We start from the raw sequence: 15,049 nt of genomic DNA, 5'->3' as shown, positions 1-15,049 counted from the left end.
TACACGCTGAGAAGACTAGCATTCTGCTAGTCTTCTTTTATTCCGTCAAAAGGATGGCTCTAACCGCTAACACTCGCTTTTCCTTCGTTGTTTGATCCACCAAAGCAAAATCACCGTTCTCATACGCTAGAGAAAATACTTCTTCGATATGAAAAACACCTGTCTGAAACCGCCTGTTCAATAAATGCAGAGCCGCTGCAATGGCGACTTGAGCTGTTGCTTGAGACTCATCGCGTCCTTTTATTCCAAGCGCTGCTTGATGAATCTTGTTCCCATCCATTCCTGTAGCCTCCACTTTCACTGCATATTGATCTGTTCCCATTTGAGCAGATTGAATCATGGAAATGGCTCGTTTCTTGATTTTCGGCACAGTGAGAAGGGACGTCATTCCGAGACTCCTTGTGAAGGCAAATGCACGCGTTGCCGCGCGGGAATCAAAACAGAGCCTTGTCGTCACAGAAGGCACGCGGAGCGTCGAAGGCAATGTCTGCTGATCAGAGAAGGGGAACTGATAGGCATGCCGCTTTCCAAGACTTCCACCAAAGTCTATCCGTTTACCTCCAGTAAAGCTTTTGACTCTTTTACGCTGATGATGCTTAGTAAGCACATAGTCAGTATGGACATGATCAAGCGTCCATTCAATAGCGGCTTTTCCATGCTGATCACCCAACCCAAGCATAATCCCTATATCTATTTGATTCACTGATGAGAGCATAGATGCTGCTTTCGCTGCCAATAAATTCGTAAGGCCAGGCGCAAGCCCGACACTGAGCAAAGCCGTTGCACCGATGTGCCGCTGATCCAGCTTTGCCACCTGTTCCATGTACGTTCCCTTTGCGGAGATATCTATATAATCAATGCCTGACCGCAGAACTGCTTCAGCAAATGACGGTTCTTCTTGATCAAGGCACATGATCACCAGCTTTGTTTTATCCATCCAGTCCGAAAATAACGGCTCACTGACATCTAGTTGATAAGGACGAACCTTCCCTTTTGTGTGGCGTGAAAATTTCTCTGCCTTCTCATAGCTTCTGCCTGCCGCAACAATTTGCCCGGGATACACTTCGCTTAACTGTAGACATATTTGCTGTCCAACATGTCCATAGCCGCCAATCACCATCACCTGTGATCTCATTTCTCATCCGCCTCTCTTCGACCTCGCTTGCAAACAAGCCCTTTGATCATTCCTGCCTGAAAATAAGGTCTGATGTCTTCAAATCCCGCTTTGATTAAATGCTCTCTTATCTCTTCCTCAGGAACAGGGTGTGTCGCGTGTCCCAGCCTGTTTTTAAAGGATGTAAACACTTCTTTTTCTAGACCCTGCCGCTGCATGAAAAGAGAAAGCATGAAAAGCTCCTGTTGAAATGTATGGGACTTCATCTCTCCCTGTATAAATGCCAACACAAGCGGTGCATCTGGTTGAAGCCTGCGGGCAATCTCCTCTAAAAAGGGCTGGCGCTTTTCTATAAAATGAATCACAAGCAAACTCATCGCTGCATCGTAAACAGGTTCAGCAGAAACCTTATCTAATACGGTCTCATGCCATGTAACACGCGCCTCCATCTGAAGCTGTCCAACTCGCTGTTTCGCCATATCCAGCATAGAAGGTGACGGATCGATTCCTGTGATGAGCCAGTCTTCTTTTCTTTGAAGCATGTTGATGATCTCTTCGCCCCCGCCCGCTCCAACAGTCAAAATGCGAGAAGCCGCTCCCTTTACTTCAGTTTCTAATACGTCTATTGTCAACTCATGCAATAGCTGATAGCCGGGTACTTTATGAGCAATCGTGGCTGCGTATGATTCAGCTACGGGATCGTGCCAATGCTGGTTTCCTTTCATGTCCTTCTCCTCCAGTTCCTTTCCGCTTTACATCGTTTCCTGTACACTAACGGTATGACATCTTTATTGTAAAAAGAGACATCAAAAAACACGATCCCTAAAAGTGGGGATTTTTGAGGAGTAGATCATGTGACCAATCCAGCCACTCATTTTCAGCAGCTGAGACAACACATTCGGGACGAGCTTGCTGCCGTCCTTGATTTTGATGCCGCCTGTATCACGACCATTGATCCAGCCACTCTCCTCTCGACAGGTTCCTTCACAGATGAACCGATTGAAGAAATTCATGATCAGCTGTTTCAAAATGAGTTCTTAAAAAAGGACGTGCATCAACATGAGTCTCTAGCCAAAGGCCCTATTCATGCTGCGAGCTTAGTCCAAAGCGGGGAATATCTCAACAGTGATCGCTACAGAGACATTTTGTTGCCTAAAGGATGGTCTGATGAATTGCGGGCAGCCCTTGTGATTCAAGGAGAATGCTGGGGTATTGCCAGCCTATATCGTCTAAAGGACAAGGAACCTTTTCAAGAACAAGATATCCGAGCGGTCTTCGAACAAACGCCCAGACTCGCAGCCAAGCTAAGAGATGAACTTTTCAAGAAAAGAGATACTGAAGAGGATGACGCAGCGGAGCAGCAAGGTTTCCTCATTCTCTCACACGATTACAATCTTCTTTATGGAAATGAGACAGGGCTTCATTGGCTTCATACATTTCAAGCCTTTGAACAAATCCATGACAAGGCGACCATGCCGCGCCCGTTCAGAGCATTAGGGGCTAAACTTTTATACGGAGGTATCGACCAAACAGCGGCAAGCATGACGAGAATGCCTACGGGGCTGTTTCTCTCTCTTCAAGCATTTCGATTAGCGCAGGCAGCCGGGCAGGAAGAGGCTGTCATGATTCACATCAAGAGAGCCCAAACAAATGATATTCTTCCTTATGCGGCAAAAACGTACCGGCTGACAGAAAGAGAGATGAACGTCCTCGACTGCTTATTAAAGGGACAGTCTACAAAGGAAATCGCCAGTACTTTATTTATTTCAACCCATACCGTCCATGATCATGTGAAGGCGATGCTGCAAAAGACAAATTTGAGCAGCAGACGGATGCTTGTTTACTTTTTCTCTCACATATAAAAAAGCGGCTACCTCACTGGTAGACCGCTTTTTTGTTTATTTTCCTAAAACTAACTCATGCAGGACATGTGCTACTCCGGCTTCATTATTGGATTTTGTCACAACATCCGCTACTGCTTTGACATCATCAATGGCATTTCCCATGGCAACGCCGCAGCCCGCAAATTCCAGCATCGATACGTCGTTCCCATTGTCACCAATGGCCATGACCTCTTCACGAGCAATTCCCAGCTCTTTCGCTAGAAGCTTCACGGCGTTTCCTTTGCTGACTTCAGGATGCAGTATTTCAAGGAAGAAATCTGTGCTTTTCACCATCATGTACTTGTCTTTTACTTCAGATGGAATGGCTTGTATCGTCTTTTCCAACCGTTCTGGCTGATCAATATACATCATCTTCGGAAGTCTCATTGAAGGATCTGCCTCTTCAACAGGTAAATATTTAAGCGGCAGCTTTGTTAAATAAGATTCAAGTACTGTGTATTCACTAATATCACGATTCGGTGTGTACAAATGAGCGGAATCGAAATAATGCATCGGTGTATCGAGCTCACGGCTCAGCTCATATAAAGAAGTCAAATCATCATAGGATAATGTCAGTTCTGACACCACTTCATTTGTATGGCTGTTTTGGACAAGCGCCCCATTGTAGGCAATCACATAGTCTCCTTCTTGATTGAGCTGAAGATCATCTAGATAGCGATTCACTCCACCAATAGGTCGTCCTGTACATAATACAATCTTAACTCCCTCTGCCTTCGCCTGTTGAATGGCCTCAAACACCTCAGCTGTCACCATATGTTGATCATTTAATAACGTACCATCCATATCAATTGCAACTAATTTATACATTCACTGGTCCCCTTTTCTCAGCAAAAAACGTGCTGTCACTATTTTGAGCCATCATCTATATGATGACAGGCTATATCATTACTATTTACCTAATTTAGCCTATCGTTTTTTCATCACGCTGTCTACTTGTTCTCACCTGTAACAAAATTGTCATCTGCCTACTCTATTATATCGTATTCTATTCATCCTGCTTTAAACAGAGTTTGTGCCCTTTTCCAATGGGAAAATGAAAACAAATGTTCACGACTGAACATTTTGAAACTAGCAAATCTAATTGTATGATGGATAGCAAAGAAAGGAGGTGCAGGGAATGATTACGTTTACTAGAGGTAAATTGTCAAAACTGTCTGGTGTGCATATTGAAACCATTCGTTTTTACGAAAATGAGGGTGTGCTCCCCGAACCAAAGAGAGCACATAACGGCTATCGTTTATATGATAAAAAATATGTACTCATGCTTTCCTTTATCACAGAAGCAAGAAAGCTAGATTTCTCACTCAAAGAAATTCGCGAAATTATCAAATCACTATTTGAAAAACAATCAAAAACAGAAGCTGAACAGCTGCTCGAACAAAAAGTTGAGGATATTCAACACTCCATTCAAGAGTTAAAGAAGAGGAAGGCTGCCATTCAATTGTTAACAAAACAAACATTAGCGGACATCAGCTAATTGTAAGGGCTGCCAAAAATGTGCCGGTGTTTGCCACTGGCACCCCTCTCCGCCCAGGCCTCAAGTGCACGTGTAATTCAAACATCAGTTATACTAGAGACAGCTTTACTTGATATCAAACGAGTGGAAGGGGTTTTGAGTAGAATGAACATTGCAACCATTGGAACAGGTGTGATTGTGGAAAGCTTCTTGCAAGCGATTGAACAGCTTGAAGGCGCTTCTTGTCATGCCGTCTATTCAAGAAAGGAAGCAACGGCAAAGAAGCTCGCAGACCAATTTGGTGTGAAAACAACTTATACGGACTTAACGGCTATGCTAGAAGATCAGAACATTGAAGCCGTTTATATTGCATCACCGAATCGTTTACATAGCGAGCATGCCGCAGCTGCATTGGAACACGGAAAACATGTGATTTGCGAAAAGCCTTTCACCTCTAATGTCAAAGAGCTGGAAGCCTTAATCGCACTCGCAAAGGAAAAGCAGCTTCTCTTATTTGAAGCCATTACGACCGTTCATATGCCAAACTATCATTTGATTAAAAAGCACCTTCATCAATTAGGTAAAATCAAACTGGTTCAATGCAACTATAGTCAATATTCAAGCAAATATAATCAGCTGCTAGCCGGCGAAACGCCAAATGTCTTTAACCCTGAATTCTCCGGAGGAGCGTTGATGGATATTAATATCTATAATGTCCATTTCATCATGAACCTCTTCGGATCACCAGAACAGGTCCGCTACCAGGCAAACCGTCACCCAAATGGCATCGATACATCTGGTGTTTTGACTTTCACCTACAATGATTTCATTGCGACAAGTGTCGGCAGTAAGGATACAAGCAGCATGAATTTTGCCTTGATTCAAGGAGAAAAAGGCTTCATTCATGTGAAAAATGGGGCGAATGGCTGCGAGGAAGTGTTACTTCATGTGAATGATCAGGTGACCTCACTCAATGCACAAACAAATTCAAACCGCCTGTTTTATGAAACAGAAGCTTTTCAGCACATCATTGAAACAAAAAATTATGAACAGTGCTATGCATGGCTTGATGAAAGTCTCTCCGTAATGAAAGTCCTTGAAGCTGCAAGAAAAGATGCAGGTATTGTTTTCCCAGCAGATCAATTTTAATCAAAAAAACCGCCTTCTATGCGAGAGGGCGGTTTTTGATGATTAAATACTCTTTGAATAGGCCACAAGGCGCTGAGACATGTGGTTCACTTCATCGACTGAAGCATTTACTTGCTCTGTTAAAGCAGCCTGTGTTTGCGTAAGAGCTGTCATGTTCGAAATATTTTCAAGAATTTCATCAATTTGCGTTTTCATTTCCGTTAAACTAGATTCGATATTCTCCGTTGCATTGGCACTATGAAGCGCCAGCTTACGCACTTCATCTGCAACGACTGAGAATCCTCTTCCTTGCTCACCAGCTCTCGCTGCCTCGATCGCAGCATTTAAACCAAGCAGGTTCGTTTGGTTCGCTACTTCTTTGATCAAGTCAGAAATATTTTTCGTCTCATCTGCACTATTTTTTGCTAGATTGGCAGCAGATGTTGACTGCTCTTGTGCGACAGCAAGCTCTTGCGCTTGGTTTGTCACAGAGCTGATGCCTGATACCATCTCGCTGATCGAACTTGAAAGCTGTTCTACTTGTGAAGCCATTTCATTCGCTGTTTTCTCTTTGTTTTTCTCTAACGTGATGTCACGAATGGTTCCAGCCACACGAAGAGGAACACCTTTTTCATCACGAATGGTTTCACCACCTGCATGATACCAGCGATACTCGCCATTTTTGCTCTGCAATCTGTAATCAATGTCAAATGGTGTGCGTCCAGAGTGATCATTTAAATGATCTGCAAAAGCTTGGAGAGCCTTTTCTTGATCCTCAGGATGCAGGCGATCGCTCCAGCTGCTTAACACGTTCGGGAAATCCTTTTCATCCGTAAAACCAAGCGTTTTTCTGAACTGCGGGGACCACCAGAACTCGTTATTCGGATTGACTGGATCGCCGGCCTCTACGACCATGTCCCAAGGAGCTTCCACAAGCGCACGGTTGATCAAGTCATATCTCGTCACGAATGCTTGCAGCTCTTCTTCTTTCAATTTCTGATCATGAATATCAAAAAGAGCTCCCGCTACACGAAGAGGGACACCATTTCGATCACGAATGGTCGTGCCAGTTGCTTTGAACCAGCGATAATCTCCGTTTTTCAACTTCAAGCGATATTCGATATCATATGGTGTACGTCCCGAATGATCCAATAAATGCGAAGAGAATGCATTTAAGGTATATTCTTGTTCATCCGGATGGATTCGAGATGCCCAGCTGTCTAAAACATTTGGAAAATCGTGCTCATTTTGAAAGCCGATCATTTTGCGGAAATCATCCGTCCATGTGAACTCATTTTTTGGATTGACCGGATCTCCAGCGACAACGATCATATCCCATAAACCAACTTGAATTGCTTTTGTCACTAAATTCATCCGCATTTGAATATCTTCATTTACTTCCTGCATCTTTTGCAAAGCTTCATTTATTTGGGCTACTGCTTCAATCGTTTGACTTGAAGAGAATGCAGCAGTATCTATTCTTGCTGAAAGGTCTCCCTTCTCAATTCGTTCTACTAATTGACTGCTTTCATTTAAAAGGGTTCCCGACGATGAATCATTCGCTTTTCTCATAAACATCTTTCATAACTCCTTTCACTTCTTCATACATTTTTGAAATATTTTACAGTTATAAACAATTCTTTATTAGGACTTTAGTATTACAAAAGATATATCGACAAAAACTGAAAATTGTTTATGTCATAATTAAGGCAAATGTTCATTTTTTCACGAAGTTTCAGATTTTGGTGATGGATGATGGAAAGGATTTATGGAAAAAAACGGCTCATTTGAAAGAAACAACCGCCTTTTTTGTCTGAAAAATCTCTTTTTTTATATTGACACTGACGTCCCGAAAAAAGAAAATGGAACATAAGCATTTTTAAAAAAGGAGAACGTCATGAGCGCGAATCAGGAACAACAAGAATTAAAAAAGCTTTTATCACCGCGTCACATTCGCATGATTGCATTGGGCGGGGTCATTGGTACAGGAATTTTTAAAGGAAGTGCCGATACAATCGGTTTAGCAGGTCCAGGGGTCATCTTTTCCTATGTATTTGCCGGATTATTATTGCTCATCGTGATGGCAGCCTTAGCTGAAATGGCGATTGTCTATCCGGGAAATAACCTTCGCGACCTGATACAGATTGCGCTTGGTCAACGTTTTTCATTTGTCGTCGGCTGGGTTTACTGTTTCATGTGGCTCACTGTGTGTGTCATTGAGATTATCGCGGCAGGCAGTTTGCTTCAATACTGGATGCCGAACGTGCCGCTATGGTCACTATGTTTACTCTGCTCACTCTTAGTCATCGGAATTAACTTAAATAATGTAAAATACTTTGGTGAAATTGAGTTTTGGTTCGCTGGAATGAAGATTTTCGTTATTATTGTGTTTATTATTCTTGGTGCAGCCCTATTATTTGGGATCATTCCGAACGAACAAAGCACACCTGCACTCACCAACTATCAAAACTTCGTCCCGAACGGATGGGGTGCGATCTTTGCATCTTTATTAGTCGTTATCTTCTCTTACGGGGGCTCTGAATTGATCGGGCTGACCATTACAGAAACAAAGGATGCCGAGAAGGTCTTGCCTGGTGTTGTTAAAAGTATGATGTGGCGTATTATCTTATTTTACACTTTGCCGATTTTGATCATCTGCGGACTCATTCCTTGGAATCAAATTGATCCAAATAACAGCCCATTTGTTCAAGTCTTTTCAGCAGCCGGTATGCAAGGCGCCTCTCACTTCATTAATTTTGTATTAATTACAGCCGTTTTATCTGCGGCCAATTCTGGCATTTATGGAACGACGAGAATGATGCATTCTCTCTCTAAATCAGATGGCGGTCCGAAAAAGCTGGCACAGGTCAATAAAAGAGGCGTACCCATTTTGAGTTTATGGGTGACCGTTCTGTTTCTTCTCATCGGAACATTCTTTGCTTACTTATATCCAGAGCAAATTTTCAGCTATATGCTGGCTATTCCTGGTTTTGCTGTTTCACTCATTTGGATTAGCATTTGCATGGCACATCTGAAACTTCGCCCGAAATATCCACAGGAGCCGTATTTTAAGGTGTGGCTGTTTCCGTATTTGACTTTATTTGCAGGTCTTGTACTAAGTGTGAGTTTTGTGATGTTTCTATTCAGACCAGAAAACTTGCCTAGCTCGATTATCAGCATCGGTTTCTTAGTCGCAGCCATCATTGCTTCATTCTTAATGAAAAAGAAGGCTTAAACGCCAAAACCCGCCTAATGGCGGGTTTTTTTCATGAGCTGCTGGCTTCTGTTACTTCAAAATCAACCGACGCTTTTCGGATACCGTTGATGATAATCGATAAAGTATGGGTTCCCTCATAATGTTTTCTCGTCGTCATATTTTGAAAAGACTGTGACCTGACGAATTCTCTATGTAATGCTGAGCCTGTTTCAAACTCTGTAATTTTAAATACCTTCTGATTGCGGGTCCCCCGAGCTTTGACGTAGTCTATGGCATACTCTACACGCAGCTTTAGCGGCTTATCGGCCTGAAGTGTAAAATGAAAAGTCATTTTCTCACCGATCCGAATAGGGTCTTGTACTATCTTCAAATCCGTTACCTGAACGGATGGATCGTCTCCATAGCCAAACAAAGCCATGATATCTGGGTCTCCTTTTTTGAGTAAAGTACGGGATGCATGTTTGACAATCCAGTTCGTATGTTTGTTAGTTCCATACCAGTTTTGAACTGTCTGCTTCATTAGATCAGGCTGAATTGCTGAGATATCATTTAGATGGTTCGCTACACTTTTTTGCACATACCGCGCCGAGTCAGACTTCAAATTTTCCAAAATCGGCAGTGTGACCGAAGGATTTTTTTTAAGCGAAGGAACAGATAAGCCCCATGGCAGACGCGGTCTGCAGCCTTCACTAGCAAGCCTCCGTATATGCTCATTTTGATCCTGAGACCATACGAGCATTTGCGCCAGCATTTTTTCTTGATCTTGAATCAGAAATGGCCGAACGGCAAATTCAGAAGTGGAAAAAGGCGTGAAGAATTCGAGCGCCTTGATCGAGAGATCCCAATGTGCAAGGCCATATGTCTCGACATAGTCTGGAAATACGAGCGCACTAAGCCCTGAAAAATGCGGGGCTGCCTGACGCAGTACCTCAATTGCCTGCTTATAATCCTCAGGCAGACAGGCATGCATCGATTCAGTGACTCTTCTCATCCGTCCTTTTAACTCAAGCTGCTGCCAATCCTCTTGAAGCACGAGCCGCTGGAATTGCTCAGCATCAAATACAGTCGAAGCCTGTACAAGTTTCTCCGCTAATTCTTGAATAAATAATTCATGGTACACATGTTTTAATGGTTCGATCGTGTCCGCCTCCCACATCTCAATATCATTATTTTACCCCAATCTGAAGAAAGTGGTATCACAACAAGCAAAAACAGCCCAATTCCAAAGAACCAGGCTGTTGTTCGCTATATAAACATATTAATGATCATAATAAATGCAATAGCACTAACGGAAATGATCGTCTCCATAGCCGTCCATGTCAAAAACGTCTCTTTAATGGTCATACCAAAATACTCCTTGATCAGCCAAAAACCAGAGTCATTGACGTGAGATAAAATTAACGAACCCGCTCCTGTGGCTAACACAAGCAGCTCTCTGCTCACATCCGGCATAGTTGCAGCAATTGGGGCTACAATACCTGCTGCCGTCATCATAGAGACCGTCGCAGATCCTGTTGCTACACGAATCACCGCAGCAATTAGCCAGCTTAGCAAAATCGGTGAAATCGGCGAGTGTTTGGCTACATCTGCAATATAATCACCAACGCCCGAATCAATGAGCACATTATTGAAAGCCCCGCCTGCTCCAATGACAAGCAAAATGGAAGCGATTGGTCCTAAGCACTCGTTGCTAAATGAAAGCACTCGGTCACGGCTCATTCCTTGCATAAAGCCAAGACTGAAGAAAGAATACACCGTTGCAATCAGCAGTGCTGTAATTGGATCCCCGATGTACTTGAATACCTGGAACCACATATTGTCCTCTGGTAAGATAATGTCCGCCAATGTGGCAAGAAGCATCAGAATCACCGGCACCAATATGGTAAACATCGTATTCGCAAAGCCGGGGAGCCTTCGATCTTCATTTCGTTCAGTGAATTGCTTCCTCAGCATCTCCGGAACTGGTTTATGTATCCGTTTTCCAATCCACTTACCATACAGCGGTCCAGCAATAATCGCTGTCGGCAATCCGACAATTATAGAAAAGAAAATGGTTTTCCCCACGTTGGCATGATAGATGCCAACGGCTGCCATTGCCGCTGGATGAGGCGGCACTAGTCCATGCACGACAGACAAGCCAGCAATTAACGAGAGCCCAATTGTCACGAGCGAGATGCCTGTTTCAATGGCAATTGTAAAAAGTAAAGGAATGAGAAGAACGAAACCGACCTGGAAAAAGACAGGTATCCCCACGATAAAGGCAACAAACATCATTGCCCAATGCACATTTTTCGTCCCAAACCGGCCGATTAAAGTTTGAGCTATCCGCTCTGCTCCCCCTGATTCAGCCATCATTTTCCCAAGCATTGTACCAAGCGCTAGAACAATGGCCAGCAATGATAACGTATTGCCTAATCCCGTTTTAATCGATTGAATGATTTCCTGCAAATCCATTCCAGTAGCAAAGCCCACTAGCATAGAAGTAATAATTAAACTCACAAATGGATTCAGCTTAGCGATTGTAATGAGAATGAGTAAAAGGACAATCGCCGCAATCACGATGAATAAAAGCATGTTCTCCCACCTTTTCCCTGATGTTTAACGATTTTGTTTTAATTGCAGCGCACTAATGACATCAAATTCATCCTTCAGTTTATCGTAGAGACGCTCATATAAATAAAACAGCTCTATGTAAGTTTCATTGTTCTTCATATTAGGTTCATGACGGGCAGAGATTCGAATCCACTCTTGAACCTCTTCTATCTCTTCCATATGACCTAAACTATGAAGTGCGAGGACAGCCGCCCCAAGTGCTGACGCTTCATAACTTTCTGGAACAAGTACTTCTCTGCCCATCGTATCCGCTAAAATTTGCCGCCACAGCGGAGATCGTGCAAATCCGCCCGAAGCTCTGACATCCTTTGCAGAACCGGTTAAATCTCTTAAGGCAACACCGATCGAGAAAACACTCATAATGACGCCTTCTAACACAGCTCTAATAAAATGCTCCCGCTTATGCTGGAGACCGATCCCAAAGAAGGTGCCTCTCGCATTTGGATTCCAATAAGGTGCACGCTCACCCGATAAAAATGGCAGAAACAGCAGTCCCTCTGAGCCTGCTGGAATCTTTTCCGCAATATCCATCATTAAATCGTAAGGGTCCACACCAAGGCGCTTTGCTACCTCCACCTCTGAAGATCCAAATTCATCCTTCAGCCATCTCAGCATGATCCCGCCATTATTGGTCGGTCCTCCCACAACCCAATGTTTATCTGTCAGCGCATAGCAGAACGTTCTTGATTGCTCATCTGTGATTGGTTTGTCTACAACCGTACGGACCGCACCGCTTGTCCCAATCGTAACAGCCACCTCTCCTTTTCCAATCGCGCCAACACCTAAATTCGCTAGAACGCCATCATTCGCACCAATCACAAATGGTGTATCTTCTTTAATGCCCATGCGCAGTGCAATCTCAGGCTGAAGTCCTCTCAGCTGATACGTCGTTGGGACAAGTTCAGACAGTTGACTGGCTTCAATTCCAGCAATACGAAGCGCCTGTTCATCCCATTGAAGCGTTTCCAAATGGAACAGACCTGTTGCTGAAGCGATTGAATAATCGACGACATACTGACCGAAGAAATGATAAAGAATATATTCTTTGATAGAAATAAATTTCGCTGCCTTCTTGAAGAGATCAGGTGTCATTTCCTTGATCCAACGTATTTTTGAAAGCGGTGACATTGGATGGATCGGTGTACCTGTCCTTTTATAAATGTGGAAGCCATCCATATCTGATAAGATTCGTTTCGCTTGTTCTGCACTTCTGTTATCTGCCCAAATGATACTGTTCGTTAACGCCTTGCCATCCTCATCCATCACAATTAAGGAATGCATCGCAGTACTAATCCCGATGCCGATGAGATTTGCTACATCAAATGCTGCTGTCGTCAATGCACCTCTTACACTCGCAATGACGGCTTCTAATATCTTTTCAGGGTCCTGCTCAACCCATGCTGGCTGGGGCTGAATGAGATCATAAGGTACTGAATGCTTCGTTATTACTTTCCCCTGTGGTCCAAACAGAACCGCCTTTGTACTTGTTGTTCCAATATCCAAACCAATTACCGCCTGGTTTCCCTTCATCTGTATCACGCCCAATCATTGATTTGAAATCACATATGTAGTTTTTGATATACCTGTAAATCCCATTATAAAAATATTTTTTTCGACATTCAACGACCGTAAAGAAAATTATTTTCATCCAAAAGCTCACAATCGTTACCATGGCAGCATTTTTCATCATCAGAAAAATTTATTTTTGGAATCATTACATCCTTTTTTGTGATATGGTTTCTCGCATTTGCTTTAAATTTGTTATTGTTTCCTGCTGCCTTAAGTGAGCAAGTGCAAAATATAGAACGTCAATGACAGTCAGCTGAGCAAGTCTTGCAGACATCGCTTCTGTTCGAAAAGCCGTTTCTTGCGTCGCTGTATACAACGTGACATCTGCAAGCTGACTCAATGGAGAGCGCTGATAGCTTGTAATGCCGATGGTTTTGGCTCCTTTTCCATTTGCTGTTTTCATCGCATCGAGTAAATCTTTATTACGTCCAGAATGAGATATACCGATCACTGTACTGTGCTGGTCAAGGAGACCAGCAGACATCGCTTGAAAGTGAGAATCTGTGTGAACAATACAGTTGATACCTGTCCTCATAAATTTATGAAAAGCGTCTGTTGCAATGAGTCCAGACCCACCACTCCCATAAAACTCTAAGCGTTTCGCTTCATGTATGATTTGTATGGCCTTTTCTACATCCTCTGGATTCAACAATTGAAAGCTATCCTTTAAAGCGGATATATTCGCCTGAAAAACCTTTTGCATAAAAATCGCTGTATCATCATCAAGACTCATTTCTTCATCTACATAATTAGGCTTTGTTTGGTCTATTTCCTGGGCAATAGCAATCTTCAAATCTTGAAAGCCCTCAAATCCAAGCCTTTTACAAAGACGAAAAATCGTTGCCTCTGAGCTCGCTGTCTTTTTCGCAAGTTCTACAATAGACAAATGGATGATGTCGCGGGGCTCACTCGTAATATGTTCTGCAATTCCTTTCAGCTTTGGCGGCAATCCCCTGCTTGCTGCTCGTATTTTTTCAATACTACTTAAACTAACAGAAGCCAAATGACTTCACTCCTCCCTTATTGATGTGAACGCATACATTTCCTCATGTTCCCATCTTATAAAAAAGAAGCCTGTTTGCACAGACTTCTCTTTTTATGAATTCATCGTTTTGATCAATAAATCAAAAAAGATTTACTCAAAATTTTATAATATACACTTTTAGCTCAACAATCTACCACATTATTTTCAACTTCATTTTCTATATTTCTTTCCAAAAATCTTAAGCATTTTACCCTTATTTCTTCTAAACTATCACTTAATTCATGTGGTATTAAACTTTCTACATCTTCAAGTTCTGTTCCCAAATGAAGTATATTTATCAGTTCTTCATTTATCCCTTTCTTTTTTAAAACATCGATTGTTCGTGGACTGAACATGAGCTTTTCCGCTTCTTCTATAGTGATTAAACCTTCTTTTAGCGATATGATTATACCAATGATATTTATAACAATAATCCTATCTAAATCTTCATGTGAAGAATATCTTAGTTCTATTTTATTCATAAATCATTTCACAGTCCAACCTTTTCACATCATACACCAAACCAGATTTACTTTGAAAATAATGCACAGAAACCTTTTTTCCGTCTTTATATCCATCTTTATATACTTTTTTCCAAGTCCCTCCTTCAATCTGTTTTAACTCCGATAACAATTTTTTATTATTTACTGTAACTTTTTTAGTCTACAAAAATAGTACGGATGACAAGACCCCATACAGCATCGGCTCCTTTATAACCAATTTGTACACTTTTGTCTTTTGAAGAAGCCTCTCGATTAATATGGAATGTTACAGACGGTGAGAATAACGATACAATTAAAGTAAAAATAATTAGAAAAGGAAAATGATATATTTGAATGACATAACAAAATATTCACTATAATCTAATCATATAGCGCAAGGAAAACTTCACCTAACCTTCCGATATATAAGTGTCTTTTAAACTCATTTTTTTATAAACCTTATCTGTATGATTCTTCTGAATCTTTTCCCCGTCTCACTCGTATATACTAAAAGAGTGATTGATTTGAAAGGAGATCTGTTT

At 42.2% G+C, this 15,049-nt stretch carries 13 protein-coding genes; 4 read left to right on the top strand and 9 right to left on the bottom strand.

Annotation, left to right across the window (positions count from 1 at the left end; translation table 11 throughout):
- Positions 1–37: 37 nt before the first annotated feature.
- On the bottom strand, positions 38–1,135 hold the full coding sequence (locus ACSSTM_RS12505) for a saccharopine dehydrogenase family protein (RefSeq protein ID WP_034660507.1): 1,098 nt from the start codon (positions 1,133–1,135) through the stop codon (positions 38–40).
- Complete coding sequence (locus ACSSTM_RS12500) at positions 1,132–1,839, bottom strand: class I SAM-dependent methyltransferase (protein ID WP_034660508.1); 708 nt, start codon at positions 1,837–1,839, stop codon at positions 1,132–1,134. The genes ACSSTM_RS12505 and ACSSTM_RS12500 overlap by 4 nt, the downstream gene beginning before the upstream one ends.
- A 129-nt stretch (positions 1,840–1,968) precedes the next feature.
- Here ACSSTM_RS12500 and ACSSTM_RS12495 point away from each other — a divergent pair, with 129 nt between their 5' ends.
- Positions 1,969–2,976, top strand: coding sequence for a helix-turn-helix transcriptional regulator (locus tag ACSSTM_RS12495; RefSeq protein WP_034660509.1), 1,008 nt, complete (start codon positions 1,969–1,971; stop codon positions 2,974–2,976).
- Between the two features lie 36 nt (positions 2,977–3,012).
- Here the strand turns inward: ACSSTM_RS12495 and yidA are convergent, their stop codons facing one another.
- Complete coding sequence (yidA, locus tag ACSSTM_RS12490; RefSeq protein ID WP_034660510.1) at positions 3,013–3,825, bottom strand: sugar-phosphatase; 813 nt, start codon at positions 3,823–3,825, stop codon at positions 3,013–3,015.
- A gap of 310 nt (positions 3,826–4,135) precedes the next feature.
- Here yidA and ACSSTM_RS12485 point away from each other — a divergent pair, with 310 nt between their 5' ends.
- Positions 4,136–4,495 (top strand): MerR family transcriptional regulator, encoded by a 360-nt coding sequence (locus ACSSTM_RS12485; RefSeq protein ID WP_034660511.1) that lies wholly within the window; start codon positions 4,136–4,138, stop codon positions 4,493–4,495.
- A 144-nt stretch (positions 4,496–4,639) separates the two neighbouring features.
- Positions 4,640–5,623: a Gfo/Idh/MocA family protein gene (locus ACSSTM_RS12480; RefSeq protein WP_437404190.1), complete on the top strand. Its 984-nt coding sequence runs from the start codon at positions 4,640–4,642 to the stop codon at positions 5,621–5,623.
- 42 nt (positions 5,624–5,665) lie between these two features.
- Here ACSSTM_RS12480 and ACSSTM_RS12475 read toward each other — a convergent pair whose 3' ends face one another.
- Positions 5,666–7,180 (bottom strand): methyl-accepting chemotaxis protein, encoded by a 1,515-nt coding sequence (locus ACSSTM_RS12475; RefSeq protein ID WP_095285597.1) that lies wholly within the window; start codon positions 7,178–7,180, stop codon positions 5,666–5,668.
- A gap of 319 nt (positions 7,181–7,499) precedes the next feature.
- Here ACSSTM_RS12475 and ACSSTM_RS12470 point away from each other — a divergent pair, with 319 nt between their 5' ends.
- Positions 7,500–8,837 carry an amino acid permease gene (locus tag ACSSTM_RS12470; protein WP_034660513.1) on the top strand — a complete coding sequence of 446 codons (1,338 nt, stop codon included), beginning with the start codon at positions 7,500–7,502 and terminating at the stop codon, positions 8,835–8,837.
- 31 nt (positions 8,838–8,868) lie between these two features.
- Here ACSSTM_RS12470 and ACSSTM_RS12465 read toward each other — a convergent pair whose 3' ends face one another.
- From ACSSTM_RS12465 to ACSSTM_RS12445, 5 genes are all read right to left on the bottom strand, one after another.
- Positions 8,869–9,975 (bottom strand): DNA alkylation repair protein, encoded by a 1,107-nt coding sequence (locus ACSSTM_RS12465; protein WP_437404189.1) that lies wholly within the window; start codon positions 9,973–9,975, stop codon positions 8,869–8,871.
- 89 nt (positions 9,976–10,064) lie between these two features.
- A complete protein-coding gene (locus tag ACSSTM_RS12460) occupies positions 10,065–11,393 on the bottom strand; it encodes a GntP family permease (protein ID WP_034660515.1) in 1,329 nt (442 codons plus the stop codon).
- Between the two features lie 24 nt (positions 11,394–11,417).
- Positions 11,418–12,962 (bottom strand): gluconokinase, encoded by a 1,545-nt coding sequence (gene gntK / locus ACSSTM_RS12455; protein WP_034660516.1) that lies wholly within the window; start codon positions 12,960–12,962, stop codon positions 11,418–11,420.
- Between the two features lie 184 nt (positions 12,963–13,146).
- On the bottom strand, positions 13,147–14,004 hold the full coding sequence (locus ACSSTM_RS12450) for a MurR/RpiR family transcriptional regulator (RefSeq protein WP_437404188.1): 858 nt from the start codon (positions 14,002–14,004) through the stop codon (positions 13,147–13,149).
- Between the two features lie 164 nt (positions 14,005–14,168).
- Positions 14,169–14,507 (bottom strand): DUF3969 family protein, encoded by a 339-nt coding sequence (locus ACSSTM_RS12445; RefSeq protein WP_045210169.1) that lies wholly within the window; start codon positions 14,505–14,507, stop codon positions 14,169–14,171.
- Positions 14,508–15,049: the final 542 nt, after the last annotated feature.

Origin of the sequence: Bacillus sp. RK1064, assembly GCF_051488405.1 — a bacterium.
Taxonomy (GTDB): Bacteria; Bacillota; Bacilli; order Bacillales; family Bacillaceae; genus Bacillus.
This window is presented reverse-complemented; position numbering and strand designations above follow the sequence as displayed.

Excerpts from the sequence above, each read along its gene's own strand:
- ACSSTM_RS12505 (WP_034660507.1), bottom strand. The coding sequence starts at position 1,135 with ATGAGATCACAGGTGATGGTGATTGGCGGCTATGGACATGTTGGACAG.
- ACSSTM_RS12500 (WP_034660508.1), bottom strand. The coding sequence starts at position 1,839 with ATGAAAGGAAACCAGCATTGGCACGATCCCGTAGCTGAATCATACGCA.
- yidA (WP_034660510.1), bottom strand. The coding sequence starts at position 3,825 with ATGTATAAATTAGTTGCAATTGATATGGATGGTACGTTATTAAATGAT.
- ACSSTM_RS12485 (WP_034660511.1), top strand. The coding sequence starts at position 4,136 with ATGATTACGTTTACTAGAGGTAAATTGTCAAAACTGTCTGGTGTGCAT.
- ACSSTM_RS12480 (WP_437404190.1), top strand. The coding sequence starts at position 4,640 with ATGAACATTGCAACCATTGGAACAGGTGTGATTGTGGAAAGCTTCTTG.
- ACSSTM_RS12475 (WP_095285597.1), bottom strand. The coding sequence starts at position 7,180 with ATGTTTATGAGAAAAGCGAATGATTCATCGTCGGGAACCCTTTTAAAT.
- ACSSTM_RS12470 (WP_034660513.1), top strand. The coding sequence starts at position 7,500 with ATGAGCGCGAATCAGGAACAACAAGAATTAAAAAAGCTTTTATCACCG.
- ACSSTM_RS12465 (WP_437404189.1), bottom strand. The coding sequence starts at position 9,975 with ATGTGGGAGGCGGACACGATCGAACCATTAAAACATGTGTACCATGAA.
- ACSSTM_RS12460 (WP_034660515.1), bottom strand. The coding sequence starts at position 11,393 with ATGCTTTTATTCATCGTGATTGCGGCGATTGTCCTTTTACTCATTCTC.
- gntK (WP_034660516.1), bottom strand. The coding sequence starts at position 12,962 with ATGAAGGGAAACCAGGCGGTAATTGGTTTGGATATTGGAACAACAAGT.
- ACSSTM_RS12445 (WP_045210169.1), bottom strand. The coding sequence starts at position 14,507 with ATGAATAAAATAGAACTAAGATATTCTTCACATGAAGATTTAGATAGG.